The organism is Helicobacter pylori, assembly GCF_014498195.1.
Lineage (GTDB): Bacteria > Campylobacterota > Campylobacteria > Campylobacterales > Helicobacteraceae > Helicobacter > Helicobacter pylori_DO.
In genome coordinates this window covers 67,872-83,594 of record NZ_JACTGH010000005.1, presented here as the reverse complement: position 1 = coordinate 83,594, position 15,723 = coordinate 67,872, and the positions used below count along the sequence as shown (strand labels likewise).

16 protein-coding genes and 7 tRNA genes are annotated in these 15,723 nt (G+C 39.1%); 22 read left to right on the top strand and 1 reads right to left on the bottom strand.

The window, feature by feature from the left end:
- Positions 1 to 33: 33 nt before the first annotated feature.
- The 11 genes from H7N67_RS03580 (at position 34) to H7N67_RS03530 (ending at position 9,634) form a co-directional block, all read left to right on the top strand.
- Positions 34 to 513: an RDD family protein gene (locus H7N67_RS03580; protein WP_001257421.1), complete on the top strand. Its 480-nt coding sequence runs from the start codon at positions 34 to 36 to the stop codon at positions 511 to 513.
- A gap of 2 nt (positions 514 to 515) precedes the next feature.
- Positions 516 to 2,777, top strand: coding sequence for an LPS-assembly protein LptD (locus H7N67_RS03575; RefSeq protein ID WP_187939077.1), 2,262 nt, complete (start codon positions 516 to 518; stop codon positions 2,775 to 2,777).
- Positions 2,778 to 2,791: 14 nt separating this feature from the next.
- A complete protein-coding gene (locus H7N67_RS03570; RefSeq protein ID WP_187939076.1) occupies positions 2,792 to 3,496 on the top strand; it encodes a phosphoribosyltransferase in 705 nt (234 codons plus the stop codon).
- A gap of 2 nt (positions 3,497 to 3,498) precedes the next feature.
- A complete protein-coding gene (locus H7N67_RS03565; RefSeq protein WP_187939075.1) occupies positions 3,499 to 5,565 on the top strand; it encodes a polyribonucleotide nucleotidyltransferase in 2,067 nt (688 codons plus the stop codon).
- A gap of 133 nt (positions 5,566 to 5,698) precedes the next feature.
- A complete protein-coding gene (locus H7N67_RS03560; protein WP_187939074.1) occupies positions 5,699 to 6,016 on the top strand; it encodes a F0F1 ATP synthase subunit C in 318 nt (105 codons plus the stop codon).
- Positions 6,017 to 6,090: 74 nt separating this feature from the next.
- Positions 6,091 to 6,177: transfer RNA gene (locus tag H7N67_RS03555), tRNA-Leu, on the top strand.
- Between the two features lie 54 nt (positions 6,178 to 6,231).
- A tRNA-Leu gene (locus H7N67_RS03550) sits at positions 6,232 to 6,318 on the top strand.
- Positions 6,319 to 6,634: 316 nt separating this feature from the next.
- Positions 6,635 to 7,150: a serine O-acetyltransferase gene (cysE, locus tag H7N67_RS03545; protein WP_001926264.1), complete on the top strand. Its 516-nt coding sequence runs from the start codon at positions 6,635 to 6,637 to the stop codon at positions 7,148 to 7,150.
- Between the two features lie 225 nt (positions 7,151 to 7,375).
- The gene (locus H7N67_RS03540) at positions 7,376 to 7,450 is read left to right on the top strand and encodes an IceA2 protein (protein WP_187939091.1); all 75 of its coding nucleotides are present in this window, start codon (positions 7,376 to 7,378) and stop codon (positions 7,448 to 7,450) included.
- A 326-nt stretch (positions 7,451 to 7,776) separates the two neighbouring features.
- Positions 7,777 to 8,766 (top strand): DNA adenine methylase, encoded by a 990-nt coding sequence (locus tag H7N67_RS03535; RefSeq protein ID WP_187939073.1) that lies wholly within the window; start codon positions 7,777 to 7,779, stop codon positions 8,764 to 8,766.
- Between the two features lie 199 nt (positions 8,767 to 8,965).
- Positions 8,966 to 9,634 carry an HAD family hydrolase gene (locus tag H7N67_RS03530; RefSeq protein WP_187939072.1) on the top strand — a complete coding sequence of 223 codons (669 nt, stop codon included), beginning with the start codon at positions 8,966 to 8,968 and terminating at the stop codon, positions 9,632 to 9,634.
- An 8-nt stretch (positions 9,635 to 9,642) separates the two neighbouring features.
- Here H7N67_RS03530 and H7N67_RS03525 read toward each other — a convergent pair whose 3' ends face one another.
- Positions 9,643 to 11,379, bottom strand: coding sequence for an ABC transporter ATP-binding protein/permease (locus H7N67_RS03525; protein ID WP_187939071.1), 1,737 nt, complete (start codon positions 11,377 to 11,379; stop codon positions 9,643 to 9,645).
- Between the two features lie 190 nt (positions 11,380 to 11,569).
- Between H7N67_RS03525 and H7N67_RS03520 the strand changes: the two genes are divergently transcribed.
- The 11 genes from H7N67_RS03520 (at position 11,570) to rplA (ending at position 15,661) form a co-directional block, all read left to right on the top strand.
- A tRNA-Thr gene (locus tag H7N67_RS03520) sits at positions 11,570 to 11,645 on the top strand.
- A 27-nt stretch (positions 11,646 to 11,672) separates the two neighbouring features.
- A tRNA-Tyr gene (locus tag H7N67_RS03515) sits at positions 11,673 to 11,757 on the top strand.
- Between the two features lie 16 nt (positions 11,758 to 11,773).
- A tRNA-Gly gene (locus tag H7N67_RS03510) sits at positions 11,774 to 11,850 on the top strand.
- Between the two features lie 30 nt (positions 11,851 to 11,880).
- Positions 11,881 to 11,955: transfer RNA gene (locus tag H7N67_RS03505), tRNA-Thr, on the top strand.
- A 126-nt stretch (positions 11,956 to 12,081) separates the two neighbouring features.
- Positions 12,082 to 13,281: an elongation factor Tu gene (gene tuf, locus H7N67_RS03500; protein ID WP_001040574.1), complete on the top strand. Its 1,200-nt coding sequence runs from the start codon at positions 12,082 to 12,084 to the stop codon at positions 13,279 to 13,281.
- A 35-nt stretch (positions 13,282 to 13,316) separates the two neighbouring features.
- Entirely contained in the window at positions 13,317 to 13,475 is a 159-nt protein-coding gene (gene rpmG / locus H7N67_RS03495) for a 50S ribosomal protein L33 (RefSeq protein WP_000865159.1), read from the top strand.
- A gap of 39 nt (positions 13,476 to 13,514) precedes the next feature.
- Positions 13,515 to 13,590: transfer RNA gene (locus tag H7N67_RS03490), tRNA-Trp, on the top strand.
- A 142-nt stretch (positions 13,591 to 13,732) separates the two neighbouring features.
- On the top strand, positions 13,733 to 13,912 hold the full coding sequence (secE, locus tag H7N67_RS03485) for a preprotein translocase subunit SecE (protein WP_000362121.1): 180 nt from the start codon (positions 13,733 to 13,735) through the stop codon (positions 13,910 to 13,912).
- A 29-nt stretch (positions 13,913 to 13,941) separates the two neighbouring features.
- Positions 13,942 to 14,469 carry a transcription termination/antitermination protein NusG gene (gene nusG, locus H7N67_RS03480; RefSeq protein WP_001846772.1) on the top strand — a complete coding sequence of 176 codons (528 nt, stop codon included), beginning with the start codon at positions 13,942 to 13,944 and terminating at the stop codon, positions 14,467 to 14,469.
- Positions 14,470 to 14,486: 17 nt separating this feature from the next.
- The gene (gene rplK, locus H7N67_RS03475; RefSeq protein WP_001085997.1) at positions 14,487 to 14,912 is read left to right on the top strand and encodes a 50S ribosomal protein L11; all 426 of its coding nucleotides are present in this window, start codon (positions 14,487 to 14,489) and stop codon (positions 14,910 to 14,912) included.
- 44 nt (positions 14,913 to 14,956) lie between these two features.
- A complete protein-coding gene (gene rplA / locus H7N67_RS03470) occupies positions 14,957 to 15,661 on the top strand; it encodes a 50S ribosomal protein L1 (RefSeq protein ID WP_001085839.1) in 705 nt (234 codons plus the stop codon).
- Positions 15,662 to 15,723 lie beyond the last annotated feature (62 nt).

The following is a 15,723-nucleotide window of genomic DNA, read 5'->3' as shown; positions in this document are numbered from 1 at the left end:
ACAAACCAAAGAGTTTGTCTTGTTTGTTTTTGAATGCGCTCTCCAAATTTAGAAAAAGAAGAAACCGAAATCATAGAAACACTCCTTATGCGTGAAAAAATGCGTTTATGCCCCTTGTATTGGCGTATTTTAGCGTTTTTAACTGATGGTTTGTTGGTAGCGTTTTTATTGAGCGATCTTTTAAGGGCATGCACTTTTTTACATTCTTTATATTGGCTAACTAACCCCATTTATCACAGCGCGTTTGTTGTGATGGGTTTTATCATCTTGTATGGCGTTTATGAAATCTTTTTTGTGTGTTTGTGCAAGATGAGTTTGGCTAAATTGGTTTTTAGGATTAAAATTATTGATATTTATTTAGCAGATTGCCCCAGTAGGGCTATTTTATTGAAGCGTTTAGGGTTAAAGATCGTGGTTTTTCTATGCCCCTTTTTATGGTTTGTAGTGTTTAAAAATCCCTATCATAGGGCGTGGCATGAAGAAAAAAGCAAAAGTCTTTTGGTGTTGTTTTGATCATGATTTATTGGTTGTATTTGGCGGTCTTTTTTTTGTTGAGTGCATTAGAGGCTAAAGAAATCGCTATGCAACGATTTGACAAACAAAACCATAAGATTTTTGAAATCCTTGCGGATAAAGTGAGCGCTAAAGACAATGTGATAACCGCCTCAGGGAATGCGATCTTATTGAATTATGACGTGTATATTCTAGCGGATAAGGTGCGTTATGACACCAAGACTAAAGAAGCGTTATTAGAAGGCAATATCAAGGTTTATAGGGGCGAGGGTTTGCTCGTTAAAACCGATTACGTGAAATTGAGTTTGAATGAAAAATATGAGATCATTTTCCCCTTTTATGTCCAAGACAGCGTGAGCGGGATTTGGGTGAGCGCGGATATTGCCAGTGGGAAGGATCAAAAATATAAGATTAAAAACATGAGCGCTTCAGGGTGCAGCATTGACAACCCCATTTGGCATGTCAATGCGACTTCAGGCTCATTCAACATGCAAAAATCGCATTTGTCTATGTGGAATCCTAAGATCTATGTCGGTGATATTCCTGTATTGTATTTGCCCTATATTTTCATGTCCACTAGCAATAAAAGAACTACCGGGTTTTTATACCCTGAGTTTGGCACTTCCAATTTAGACGGCTTTATTTATTTGCAACCCTTTTATTTAGCCCCCAAAAACTCATGGGATATGACCTTTACCCCACAAATCCGCTATAAAAGGGGTTTTGGCTTGAATTTTGAAGCGCGCTACATCAACTCTAAAGACGACAGGTTTTTATTCAACGCGCGCTATTTTAGGAATTACACCCAATACGTCAAACGCTACGATTTGAGGAATCAAAATATCTACGGGTTTGAATTTTTAAGCTCTAGCAGGGACACTTTACAAAAATACTTTCATCTTAAGTCTAATATTGACAACGGGCATTACATTGACTTTTTATACATGAACGATTTGGATTATGTGCGTTTTGAAAAGGTTAATAAGCGAATCACAGACGCCACGCACATGTCTAGGGCGAATTACTATTTGCAAACTGAAAACAATTATTACGGCTTGAATATCAAGTATTTTTTAAACCTGAATAAAATCAACAATAACCGCACTTTCCAATCTGTCCCTAATTTGCAATACCATAAATATTTAAATTCTTTGTATTTTAAAAATTTATTGTATTCAGTGGATTATCAGTTTAGAAACACCGCAAGAGAGATCGGCTATGGCTATGTGCAAAACGCTTTGAATGTGCCGGTGGGTTTGCAATTTTCTTTGTTTAAAAAGTATTTATCTTTAGGGCTTTGGAACGATCTCCAACTATCTAATGTGGCTTTAATGCAATCTAAAAATTCCTTCGTGCCTACGATCCCTAATGAATCAAGGGAATTTGGGAACTTTGTGTCTTCAAATTTTTCCATGTATGTCAATACGGATTTAGCCAGAGAATACAACAAGCTTTTCCACACGATCCAACTAGAAGCGATTTTCAACATCCCTTATTACACTTTTAAAAACGGCTTGTTTTCTCAAAACATGTATGCTTTAAGCGCGCAAGCCTTAAACAGCTACACTTCGCCTTTATTGAGAGATTATGATTATCAAGGGCGTTTGTATGACTCCGTGTGGAATCCTAGCAGCATTTTACCTAGCAATGCGAGCAATAAGACGGTGGATTTAACCCTAACGCAATACCTTTATGGCTTAGGGGGGCAAGAGTTATTGTATTTTAAAATATCGCAACTCATCAATCTTGACGATAAAGTTTCGCCCTTTAGAATGCCACTAGAGAGCAAGATCGGGTTTTCGCCCTTAACGGGATTGAACATCTTTGGGAATGTCTTTTATTCGTTTTATCAAAACCGCCTAGAAGAAATCTCTGTGAACGCCAATTACCAACGCAAATTTTTAAGCTTTAACCTCTCTTATTTTTTAAGGAACAATTTTAGCAGTGGGATTAATAGCATTGTAGAAAATCCTGCGGATTATTTAAAGGCGGGTTTTAGCAACGATTTTGGGTATTTTTCCATGAGCGCGGATGTGGGTTATGATATTAGAAATAACGTGGTTTTGAATTGGAATGTGGGGATTTATAAAAAAATCCGTTGTTTTGGGATTGGCTTTCAATTCGTCAATCAAAGACGCCCTATCCTCACCGGCGATCCCAACCAACCTATAAGAGTGTTTGAAAATAACTATGTTAAGCTAGAATTAGACTTTTCACCGATCACTAAAACCAATGTAACTTACCGCTCTTTGCAGCGTAAGTAAAAAAAGGAATAGATTTGAATACGGATTTTAGCCATATCACTGATATAGAGGGCATGCGTTTTGTTAATGAAGAAGACGCTTTAAACAAATTGATTAATGAAATCCACACGCGCCACATTGATTTAAAAGATTCCATCATGCTCGCCTTGAGTTTTAACGCCTTGTATTTAGCTAACGCTTTAGCGCAAAAATTTGGAGCGACTTATGATATACTTTTTTTAGAACCTATCCTAGCCCCCTTAAACTCAAAATGCGAGATCGCTTTAGTGAGTGAGAGCATGGATATAGTGATGAATGAAAGTTTGATCAATTCCTTTGACATCACTTTAGACTATGTTTATGGGGAAGCCAAGCGAGCTTATGAAGAAGACATTTTGTCTCACATCTATCAGTATCGCAAAGGCAATGCGATCAAAAGCCTGAAAGATAAAAATGTTTTTATCGTAGATAGGGGGATTGAGACCGGGTTTAGAGCAGGGTTAGGCGTGCAAACTTGTTTGAAAAAAGAATGCCAAGACATTTACATTTTAACCCCCATTGTCGCGCAAAATGTCGCTCAAGGCTTAGAAAGTTTGTGCGATGGGGTGATTAGCGTGTATCGCCCTGAATGTTTTGTCTCTGTGGAACACCATTATAAAGAACTCAAGCGATTAAGCAATGAAGAAATTGAAAAATACTTGGGCGCTAACAACGCGTCCAATCTCAAAAAGGAACATTAAATATGGATTTTATCACCATCAATTCCAGTAACAAAACCGAAGAATTCGCTCTCAAACAAGTGGCCAAACAAGCCACTAGCTCTTTAATGTATCGCTTAGGAAAAACCCTTATTCTAGCGAGCGTGTGCGTAGAAAGAGAGCCTGTGAGTGAAGATTTTTTGCCTTTAGTGGTGCAGTTTTTAGAAAAATCGTATGCTGCCGGTAAGATTCCTGGCGGTTTTGTTAAAAGAGAAGGCAGAGCGCAAGATTTTGAAATCTTAACCTCTAGGCTTATAGACAGGACTTTGCGCCCTTTATTCCCTAAAGATTACCGCTACCCTACACAGATCACTTTAATGGTTTTAAGCCATGATATTGAAAACGATTTGCAAGTCTCTGCTTTAAACGCCGCTTCAGCCACTCTCTTTTTAGCCCATATCGCTCCTATTAAAAGCGTGAGCGCTTGCAGGATCGCTAGGGTGGATAACGAATTTATCATTAACCCTAGCGCAAGCCTTTTGAATCAATCCAGTTTGGATTTGTTCGTGTCCGGCACTAAAGAGAGTTTGAACATGATAGAAATGCGCTCTTTGGGGCAAAAATTAAACGCTTTAGAAGAGCCTTTAATGCTAGAAGCTTTAGAATTGGCTCAAAAAAGTTTGAAAGAAACCTGCACGCTTTATGAAGAGGCTTTCACGCCCTATCAAAACGAGTTGCTTTTTAAAGAGGGCGAAGGGATAGCCCTTAATGAAAGGCTGTTAGATTTATTAACAAATCAGTATTTTGATGAAATCATTAAAGGCATTGAAAGTTCTGCTTTGAGCGAGCGAGAAAATGTTTTCAAAGAAGTGGCTAAAAAAATCAGCGAAGCCCACTCAGAATTCAGTTTAGAAGAAATTGAATGGTCTTTAGAAAAAGTGAAAAAAACTGAGATAAGGCGCATGATCATTCAAGATAAAATCCGCCCGGATAAGCGCGCGTTAGAAGAAGTGCGCCCCATTTTGATAGAGAGCGATTTACTCCCTATGGCGCACAGCTCCATTTTATTCACTAGGGGGCAAACTCAAAGCTTAGTGGTAGGGGTTTTAGGCACGGATAATGACGCTCAAACCCATGAGAGTTTGGAACATAAAACCCCTATCAAAGAGCGCTTCATGTTCCATTATAATTTCCCTCCTTTTTGCGTGGGCGAAGCGAGTTCTATTGGCGCGACTTCAAGGCGCGAATTAGGGCATGGGAATTTGGCTAAAAGAGCTTTAGAAACGAGCATTAAAAATAAAGAGCAGGTGATACGATTGGTTTCTGAGATTTTAGAAAGCAATGGTTCAAGCTCAATGGCGAGCGTGTGCGCAGGGTCTTTAGCCCTTTATGCAAGCGGTGTGGAAATTCATGATCTAGTCGCTGGGGTGGCTATGGGCATGGTGAGCAAAGGGCAAGATCACGCCATTTTAAGCGATATTAGCGGCTTAGAAGACGCCGAAGGCGATATGGATTTTAAGATTGCCGGGAATTTAGAAGGCATTACGGCTATGCAAATGGATACCAAAATGAGCGGTATCCAATTAGAGGTTTTATACCAAGCCTTACTCCAAGCTAAAAGAGCGCGCAAACACATTTTAAAAATCATGCATGAAGCGAAAGAAAAGATCGTGATCAATTTTTCCCATTTGCCCACAACTGAAATTTTTAATGTCGCTCCAGATAAAATTGTAGAAATTATCGGTCAAGGGGGGCGTGTGATTAAAGAGATAGTAGAAAGGTTTGAGGTTAAGATTGATTTGAACAAACCGAGCGGTGAAGTGAAAATCATGGGGAATAAAGAGCGCGTTTTAAAAACTAAAGAATTTATTTTAAACTATTTGCATTCTTTAGATCAAGAATTGGAGCGATACGCTATTGATGAGGTGCTAGAAGCTCAAGTGAAACGAATCGTGGATTTTGGGGCGTTTTTAAGCTTGCCTAAGGGGGGCGAAGGCTTGTTAAGAAAACAAAACATGGACAGGTGTCAAGTGATCTTAAAAGAAGGCGATAGCATCAGGTGCAGGGTGATTAGTTTCAATAAGGGTAAAATCGCTTTGGATTTGGCTTAAAATTTTTAAAAAGCGTTTTTTAAAAGCGTTTTTAAGCTAGTTTGTATTAAAATGAATTCTTGCTTGTATTTTTGAAAGTAGAGGAACGATTCGAAATGAAAATCAAGCCTAATTTTTGAAACGGAGTGCGAAAATGAAATTTTTAGCGTTATTTTTTCTGGCTTTAGCGGGCGTTGCTTTCGCTCATGATGGTGGCATGGGTGGGATGGATATGATTAAAGCCTATTCTATCTTAGGAGCGATGATCGGTCTAGGGATTGCCGCTTTTGGTGGGGCGATCGGTATGGGGAATGCGGCCGCAGCGACCATTACAGGCACAGCGAGAAACCCAGGAGTGGGCGGTAAATTGCTCACAACCATGTTCGTGGCCATGGCGATGATTGAAGCGCAAGTGATTTATACTCTAGTGTTTGCTATTATCGCTATTTATAGTAACCCATTCTTAAGTTAAGGGTTTTTGATGGGCTAAATTATTGCTTAAAAAGCATGATTTAGCTATAATATTTTCTTATTTTTGAATTTTTAGCACTGGTGGTGGAATTGGTAGACACGCCATCTTGAGGGGGTGGTGGGAGCAATCTCGTGCGAGTTCGAGTCTCGCCCAGTGCACCATTAAGTTTTTTTAAGGAATAAGTGGGTATAATCTCACTCTTTGCTCTATGATACGCCGAAGTGGTGGAATTGGTAGACACGCTAGACTCAAAATCTGGTGGGAGCAATCCCGTGTCGGTTCGAGTCCGACCTTCGGCACCACTACTAGTAATTTTTTTCAATCTGCTTTTTATTTTTTTCGTTTAAAATTTTTTCGTTTAAAATAGTTTTATTCCAAATAAATGCCAAATCAATAATGGATTAGCGGGTTTTTTAAGCCTTTTTAAAGGATTGTTTAAGAGAATTTGAAGGGATTAAAAGAGAGGGCGTTTTACTCTATTAATTTTTTACTCCATTTAAAGGAGCGTGAGTTTGGGTATAATAGCAAGAAAAATTTGTATCAAGTTTTATTGGAATAGATGAGAAAAATCTGCTTAAGTCATGTTGATTCAAATATATTCCAACCGGAGACTCTGTCATGCTAGATTTGTCTTATAGCCTAGAGCGTGTCTTGCAAGAAGACCCGGCAGCTAGGAATAAGTGGGAGGTTCTCTTGCTTTATCCGGGCATTCATGCGCTGCTTTGTTACCGCCTAGCGCATGCGTTGCACAAGCGTGGGTTTTACTTCATTGCTCGCGCACTTTCTCAGTTAGCGCGTTTTATCACTGGGATAGAAATCCACCCGGGCGCTAAGATTGGGAGGGGGCTTTTTATTGATCATGGCATGGGTGTGGTGATTGGCGAGACCACAGAGATTGGAGATGATGTTACCATTTATCATGGCGTAACTCTGGGTGGCACGGGCAAATTCAAGGGCAAGCGCCACCCTACTTTAGGCAACCGTGTGGTAGTGGGGGCAGGGGCTAAGGTCTTGGGTGCGATTTGCGTGGGCGATGATGTGAAAATCGGAGCTAATGCGGTGGTGCTTTCAGATTTGCCCACGGGTTCTACGGCTGTAGGCTCTAAAGCCAAAACCATCACAAAGGATCATTAATTTTAGACAAGCGGTTGGAGTTTGTGCCATGCGGGTTGTTTTGAGGGTAAATTGATTTAATGAGACTGATTTTATGAGAGTTAAGCGAGTTTGTTGTTAAGCTATTTTTTAGGGATTTTGTGATTAAATATTCAAATACTCAAAATTAAGGTTTTAGTTAGACTATAGACTAGACTGATAGTTTGATGTTGGGTATATCACAATTTATATTTTAGGAGGTTTATAATGGCGGTTGTAGTTAAAGTCGTTAATGGCAAAATAGAAGAATATGAGAATGGTAGATTTAAAAGAAGCTACTAGAAAATAGGGTAATAGTGGCAAAAGTTTTGATGCATTCAGCTAGTAGGGGGGTGTCGCTGTTTTTCTAGCGGTGTTTTAATGAGCAGTTGCGATAGAAAAAGTTTTTGCTTATAATGGGGGTTGTTTCGTTGTTTTAATGAAGCGATTGGTAGGGCGTGCGGTATTAAAAAACGATCATTGTTTCATATAGGATTGATTAGTTGGTTTTAAGATTATTTTAATCGTGGGGTTTAAGACTTATTCATAATCAAGTTATGTTACAATACATAAAATTTAATTTTAATAATAGCTATATTTATTTTAAAGAAGCATACAAACACAGATCAATGAACTATATCGGCTCTAAATACAAGCTCATTCCCTTTATTAAGGAAAATATCCATGCGGTTGCAGGCCATGATCTCTCTGGTGCGATTTTTTGTGATCTGTTCGCTGGGACAGGCATTGTGGGGCGTGCGTTTAAAAAAGCCGTTAATAAGGTTATTTCTAATGACTTGGAGTATTATAGCTTTGTTTTGAATCAAAATTATATCGGCAACATTCAAGAAATCCCTAATCAAGAAGAGCTGATTGATAGGCTTAATAGCGTTGCTTTAAAAAAGGGCTTTATCTATTCGCATTATTCTTTAGGGGGGAGTTCAAGGCAGTATTTTAGCGAAACAAACGCTCAAAAAATTGATGCGATGCGTTTAAAAATTGAAGAGCTTAAGCTTTCTCAAAACATTGATAATTGCGCGTATTATTTTTTGCTCGCATCGTTATTGGAGAGCGCGGACAAGGTGGCTAACACCGCTTCAGTTTATGGGGCTTTTTTAAAACGCCTTAAAAAAAGCGCTCAAAAAGAACTCATTTTAAAAGGCGCTCATTTTGATGTGAGTTTAAACGCTAACGAAGTGTATCAGCAAGACGCTAGCGAGTTGATCGGAAAGATTTCAGGGGATATTTTGTATTTAGACCCTCCTTATAATGCGAGGCAATACGGGGCGAATTACCATTTGTTGAACACGATTGCTGCTTATACGCCCTTTGTTCCAAAAGGCAAAACCGGCTTGCCCAGTTACCAGAAATCATCGTTTTGCTCTCGTTCTCAAATCTTAAACGCTTTTGAAGACTTGATCAAAAAAGCGCGATTCAAATATATTTTTTTAAGCTATAACAATGAAGGGCTTATGAGCGAGACAGAGATTAAAAATATCTTAAAAAAATACGGCGCTTACTCCTTAATGACCAAAACCTACATGCGTTTTAAAGCGGATAACAAACGCGCCCATAAAGCCGTGCACACCAAAGAGTGTTTGCATATTCTTATCAAATAAGAATCAAAACAACCCAACCTTTAAGAACGAGCTTTAAGTTAAAAAATCTAAAGAGTGTTAGAGTTTTAAATGAGGCTTTAGCAGGCGGTATTTGATTAAAACCAATCCAAGATACTCCAATAATGATAAAAATAATCGCTTAAATACCGCTTGAATAAGGTAAAATGAAACCAAATAAGCCTATAAAAAAGGGGAAATCATGGCGCTTGAAGTGGTTTTATGGGATTTTGATGGCGTGATTTTTGACAGCATGCATTTAAAATACGAAGGGTTTAAGGCGTTGTTTCAAAAGCATGGCAACGATAGTAAAGAGAGTTTGAAACAATTTGAAGTTTATCATTATCAAAGTGGGGGGATTTCAAGGAATGAAAAAATCCAATATTTTTATAACGAGATTTTAAAAACCCCTATCGCTCAAGAAAAAGTGGATAAATTAGCCCTAGAGTTTGGTGCTATTATAGAGCAAAAGCTTTTTGATAGGGGGCATTTGAATAGCGAAGTGATGGCGTTTATTGATAAGCATTATCAAAATTATATTTTCCATATCGCTTCAGCGGCCTTGCATAGCGAATTGCAAGTATTGTGCGAGTTTTTAGGGATCATTAAGTATTTTAAGAGCGTTGAAGGGAGTCCGCCTAATAAACCCAAAATCATCGCTAATATCATTCAAAAATACGCCTATAACCCAAGCCGCATGCTAATGATAGGCGATAGCGTCAATGATTATGAAAGCGCTAAGGCTAATAAAGTGGCGTTTTTGGGTTACAACAGCAAGGTTTTGAAAAATTTAGTGGGGCAAGATGGCTATCAAGGGAAGTATTTGGAGAGCTTTAAGGGGTTTGATTTACAAAACTTTATAAAAGAGTAAAGCCAGCTTTAGCCGAGATTGTCTTTGTGTTGGCTCATGTCAATGATGACTTCACAGCGTTCAATCGTGCTTAAGCGGTGGGCGATAACGATTAGAGTTTTATTTTTAGCGATTTGATAGATTTCATCCATGATTTTACTCTCGGTTTCATTGTCTAGGGCTGAAGTGGCTTCATCTAAAACCAAAATTTCAGGGTTATCGTATAAGGCTCTTGCGATGCCTATGCGTTGTTTTTGCCCGCCGCTAAGCTTAGCGCCCCCTTCGCCCACTTGGGTTTTAAGGCCTTCATGCTCGCATAAAAAATCATAAATATGAGCCATTTTGCACACTTTAATCAAGCGTTTTTCATCTATGGCGCTCCCAAAAGCGATATTATCCCCCACAGTGCCATCAAAAAGGTAAATATTTTGGGGGATATAGCCTATTTTTTTACGCCATGATCGTATATTTTCTTTGGTTAAAAGGGTGTTGTCAATAAAAATTTCCCCACTTTTAGGGTAGGTAAGCCCCATAATAATATCCGCTAGCGTGGATTTTCCGCACCCGCTATGACCTATGAGAGCGATTTTTTGACCTTTTTGAATGGTGAGATTGAAATTTTTTAAAACTGGGTGTTTTGACTTGTAAGCGAATGAAATGTTTTGGAGAGTGATTTTTTCATTAAAATCTAAAGGGACTAAATCCTCTTCAATAATGGTCTTAGAAAGGCTTTTAAAAACAACATTGGTCGCAAGCTGGTTGTAAGCGATTTCATTATAATAGTTGATCACTCCAGTTACAGAAGGGAGTATGCGATAAAGCGCTAGGGCATACATAGAAATGGTAGGGAGCACCATTCTAGCTTCGCCGTATTTGAATAAGATGTAAGCGACCGCTAAAATCAACAAACTAAAGCCCACGGTTTCTATTGAATACCTGGGGACCACTTGCAAAGTGGAGTAAATGATCTCAGTGTCATGGGCTTTACGGCTATTTTCTCCAAAAAGTTTGTGGGCTTCTTCGTGGTTGTCTTTGAGTTTAGTGATCTTAAAATTGCTGAAAAATTTTGAAAAGACTTTAAGCGTTTGCGCTTTGGATTTGGCAGCCATCTCACCCTTTTTTTTGATAAGGACGGTGACTTTTTTGACAATAAAAAAAATTTGTAAGGCGAGAATCGTGGTAAAAACGAGCGTTATTTTCCAATTAGTCAATATGAGCGTGGAATAGAAAAAAACGATCACGGTTATTTCGGTCAATAAACTCAAAAAAGCGTTAAAGCTCATAAACATGCCCTCCGCTTTATTGTTGATAATGTCTCTTAAAGAATCCAGGTTGTGGTTGAGGTGCGATAAATAGTTGTTTTTGATGTGTTGCAAGAAGAGTTGTTGCTTGATTTGATAAGCTTTTTTATTGGAAAAACGCCCTCTTAAATAGGTAAAAAACACCCCATAAAACATCCTAAATAAATAAATCCCCACCAAACAGAAACTAAAGAAATACATGAGACGAACGGGAGATGAAAAATGGAAAAAATCATAGACCATTTTCCAATCTTTATCGTCTAAAGCCCTGCTAGGATCGGAAGCGAGAGTGATAAAAGGCATCAGAAGAGTTAGGGACATCACTTCCACAAAAGAAGAAAAAACCGCCATCAACACAAGCAGGAAAAAAATCATTTTTTCCTTGAAAGTGATGAGCCTATAGATTTGCTTTAAAGAACGTAAAAAATATTTTAAAGTAGAAATTTTATGTTTTTTTTTCGCCATAATTTAAGTGTCCATAAATTCTTTTATATGTAATAAGCTTTGAGCTGTGTTCAGCCAAATTGAGCTAGATTATAGCTAAAATTTTAACCATGCTCTGTGCCATATAAATAATTTAGCTTTCTGTCATCATTTCTTGACAAATTAAGTATAAAACTGCTATAATCCCAAGTCTTTGATTATTTAATTTATCGCTGGCTTAGCTCAGTTGGTAGAGCAGCTGCCTTGTAAGCAGCAGGTCGGGGGTTCAAGTCCCTTAGCCAGCTCCAGTTAAAATGTTATTTTGCAAAGTTTTTGGTGAGATACTCAAGTGGCCAACGAGGGCAGACTGTAAATCTGCTGACTATGTCTTCCGTGGTTCGAATCCACGTCTCACCACCATGTTTGTTTTATAGATGCGGGAATAGCTCAGTTGGCTAGAGCATCAGCCTTCCAAGCTGAGGGTCGCGGGTTCGAGTCCCGTTTCCCGCTCCATTTTTAGGATAACATTTTAGTTTTTGAGACGCCTATATAGCTCAGAGGCAGAGCACTTCCTTGGTAAGGAAGAGGTCGGCGGTTCAATTCCGCTTATAGGCTCCAGTTTATAATCTCTTGAATGGCGATAAGACAAAAATGTCTTAAATTTTGTGGTAGCATTTAGGAATACTTAGGATTTTGTTTAGTATAATTCTAAAATCCATTTCAAAAAATTAAGGAGAAATACAAATGGCAAAAGAAAAGTTTAACAGAACTAAGCCGCATGTTAATATTGGAACCATTGGGCATGTAGACCATGGTAAAACGACTTTGAGTGCAGCGATTTCAGCGGTGCTTTCTTTGAAAGGTCTTGCAGAAATGAAAGACTATGATAATATTGATAACGCCCCTGAAGAAAAAGAAAGAGGGATCACTATCGCTACTTCTCACATTGAATATGAGACTGAAAACAGACACTATGCGCATGTGGATTGCCCAGGACACGCTGACTATGTAAAAAACATGATCACCGGTGCGGCACAGATGGACGGAGCGATTTTGGTTGTTTCTGCAGCTGATGGCCCTATGCCTCAAACCAGAGAACATATCTTATTGTCTCGTCAAGTAGGCGTGCCTCACATTGTTGTTTTCTTAAACAAACAAGACATGGTAGATGACCAAGAATTGTTAGAGCTTGTGGAAATGGAAGTGCGCGAATTGTTGAGCGCGTATGAATTCCCTGGCGATGACACTCCTATCATAGCGGGTTCAGCTTTGAGAGCTTTAGAAGAAGCAAAGGCTGGTAATGTAGGTGAATGGGGTGAAAAAGTGCTTAAACTTATGGCTGAAGTGGATGCCTATATCCCTACTCCAGAAAGAGACACTGAGAAAACTTTCTTGATGCCGGTTGAAGATGTGTTCTCTATTGCGGGTAGAGGGACTGTGGTTACAGGTAGGATTGAAAGAGGCGTGGTGAAAGTAGGCGATGAAGTGGAAATCGTTGGTATCAGACCTACACAAAAAACGACTGTAACCGGTGTAGAAATGTTTAGGAAAGAGTTGGAAAAAGGTGAAGCCGGCGATAATGTGGGCGTGCTTTTGAGAGGAACTAAAAAAGAAGAAGTAGAACGCGGTATGGTTCTGTGCAAACCAGGTTCTATCACTCCGCACAAGAAATTTGAGGGAGAAATTTATGTCCTTTCTAAAGAAGAAGGCGGGAGACACACTCCATTTTTCACCAACTACCGCCCGCAATTCTATGTGCGCACGACTGATGTGACTGGCTCTATCACCCTTCCTGAAGGCGTAGAAATGGTTATGCCTGGCGATAATGTTAAAATCACTGTAGAGTTGATTAGCCCTGTTGCGTTAGAGTTAGGAACTAAATTTGCGATTCGTGAAGGCGGTAGGACCGTTGGTGCTGGTGTTGTGAGCAATATTATTGAATAATATTAGCAAAAAGAGAGTTACCATAAAGGGTCATTATGAAAGTTAAAATAGGGTTGAAGTGTTCTGATTGTGAAGACATCAATTACAGCACAACCAAGAACGCTAAAACTAACACTGAAAAACTGGAGCTTAAGAAGTTCTGCCCAAGGGAAAATAAACACACTCTTCATAAAGAAATTAAATTGAAGAGCTAGCTCTTTCTTTGGTGTTGTGATTGAAAAGGAGGGGAGGTTAGGTCAGTAGCTCCAATGGTAGAGCGTCGGTCTCCAAAACCGGTTGTTGGGGGTTCGAGTCCCTCCTGACCTGCCATCTACTAATTTATTCTATCAAGTTTGTGTTTCAATTGGATTGTTTTTAAATTTTTTAATTTTATTTTAAGCTATTTTGGATAGAATTGAAAATTCTTTTAATGTATAAATGTATTAAGTTTAAGTGAGGGCGAAAAGAAACTATGGATAAATGGCTCATGCAATATAAATTAGCTAGAGAAGAGCTTTCTAAAGTGATATTTCCTATTAAAGAGCAGATACGCAACGCGCTTATTTCTGTTTTGGTGGTGGTGAGTGCTATCACGCTGTTTTTAGCTTTGTTGGATTTTTCTCTAGGGGCTTTTGTCTCTAGTGTTCTATAGGTTGGTGGCTTTAAATAAGGAGAATAATGATGGATTGGTATGCCATACAAACTTATTCAGGGAGCGAGCAGTCCGTTAAGAAAGCGATTGAGAATCTAGCGAACGACCATAATATAAGAGATAGGATACAAGAGATCATTGTGCCTACTGAAGATATTATAGAGGTTTCTAAAAAAAGCAAGACGAAAGTAACGGAACGAAGCCTTTATCCTGGATATGTTTTTATTAAGGTGGATTTAGATACGGTTTTGTGGCATAAGATACAATCTTTGCCAAGAGTGAGTCGTTTTATTGGAGAAAACAAAAAGCCAACCCCATTGAGTGAAGCGGATATTGGGCATATTTTAGAAAAAATGAATAACCGAGCAGCCCCCAAGCCAAAAATCTTTTTTGAGCAAGGCGAAGTGGTGCGTGTGGTGGAAGGCCCTTTTGCAAACTTTACCGCTACGGTGGAAGAGTATGATGTGGAACACCGCAAGCTCAAGCTCAATGTTTCTATTTTTGGTAGGAACACTCCAATAGAGATTTTGCATTCGCAAGTGGAAAAAATTATATAACTTTTTAAGGAGAAAACATGGCTAAAAAAGTAGTCGGAGAAATCAAACTTCAAATCCCTGCAGGTAAGGCAAACCCTTCACCTCCCGTAGGGCCAGCGTTGGGTCAAAGAGGGGTTAATATCATGGAATTTTGTAAGGCTTTTAACGAGAGAACTAAAGACATGGGGAGTTTTAATATCCCGGTCATTATCACGGTTTATCAAGACAAGAGTTTCACCTTTATCACTAAAAAGCCTCCGGTAACCGATTTGATCAAAAAAGCTTCTGGGGTTGAAAAAGGTTCTGACAACCCGCTTAAGAATAAGATTGCAAAGCTCACCCACAAGCAAGTGGAAGAGATCGCACAATTGAAAATGGAAGATTTAAACACAAGTACCATGGAAGCGGCCAAAAAAATCGTTATGGGCAGCGCTAGGAGCATGGGCGTAGAAGTTGTGGATTGATTGGGTTTTGTTGGAATTGAAAGAAATTTTTAAGGATTAGAATCGTGGCAAAAAAAGTATTTAAAAGGTTGGAAAAACTTTTTTCTAAAATTCAAAACGATAAAGCGTATGGCGTAGAGCAAGGCGTAGAGGTGGTTAAATCCCTCGCTTCAGCCAAATTTGATGAAACCGTGGAAGTAGCGTTAAGGCTAGGGGTTGATCCAAGGCATGCGGATCAAATGGTGCGCGGTGCGGTGGTGCTTCCTCATGGAACAGGGAAAAAAGTAAGAGTGGCCGTTTTTGCAAAAGATATTAAGCAAGATGAAGCCAAAAACGCTGGGGCTGATGTCGTTGGCGGAGACGATTTGGCTGAAGAAATCAAAAATGGTCGTATTGATTTTGACATGGTGATCGCAACGCCTGATATGATGGCGGTTGTCGGTAAAGTGGGTAGGATTTTAGGCCCTAAAGGTTTGATGCCAAACCCTAAAACCGGAACCGTTACGATGGATATTGCTAAAGCGGTCAGTAACGCTAAAAGCGGTCAAGTGAATTTCAGGGTGGATAAAAAGGGCAATGTTCATGCCCCTATTGGTAAGGCGAGTTTTCCTGAAGAAAAAATCAAAGAAAACATGCTTGAGTTGGTTAAAACGATCAACCGCCTAAAACCCAGTAGCGCGAAAGGCAAGTATATTAGAAACGCCGCTCTCTCGCTCACCATGTCGCCTTCAGTGAGTTTGGACGCGCAGGAATTGATGGATATTAAATAGCGTTAGGGGAGTTTTTAATCTTAGGCTGAAGATCGTAAGAGCTAAAAAGCTTAAAATTTCTT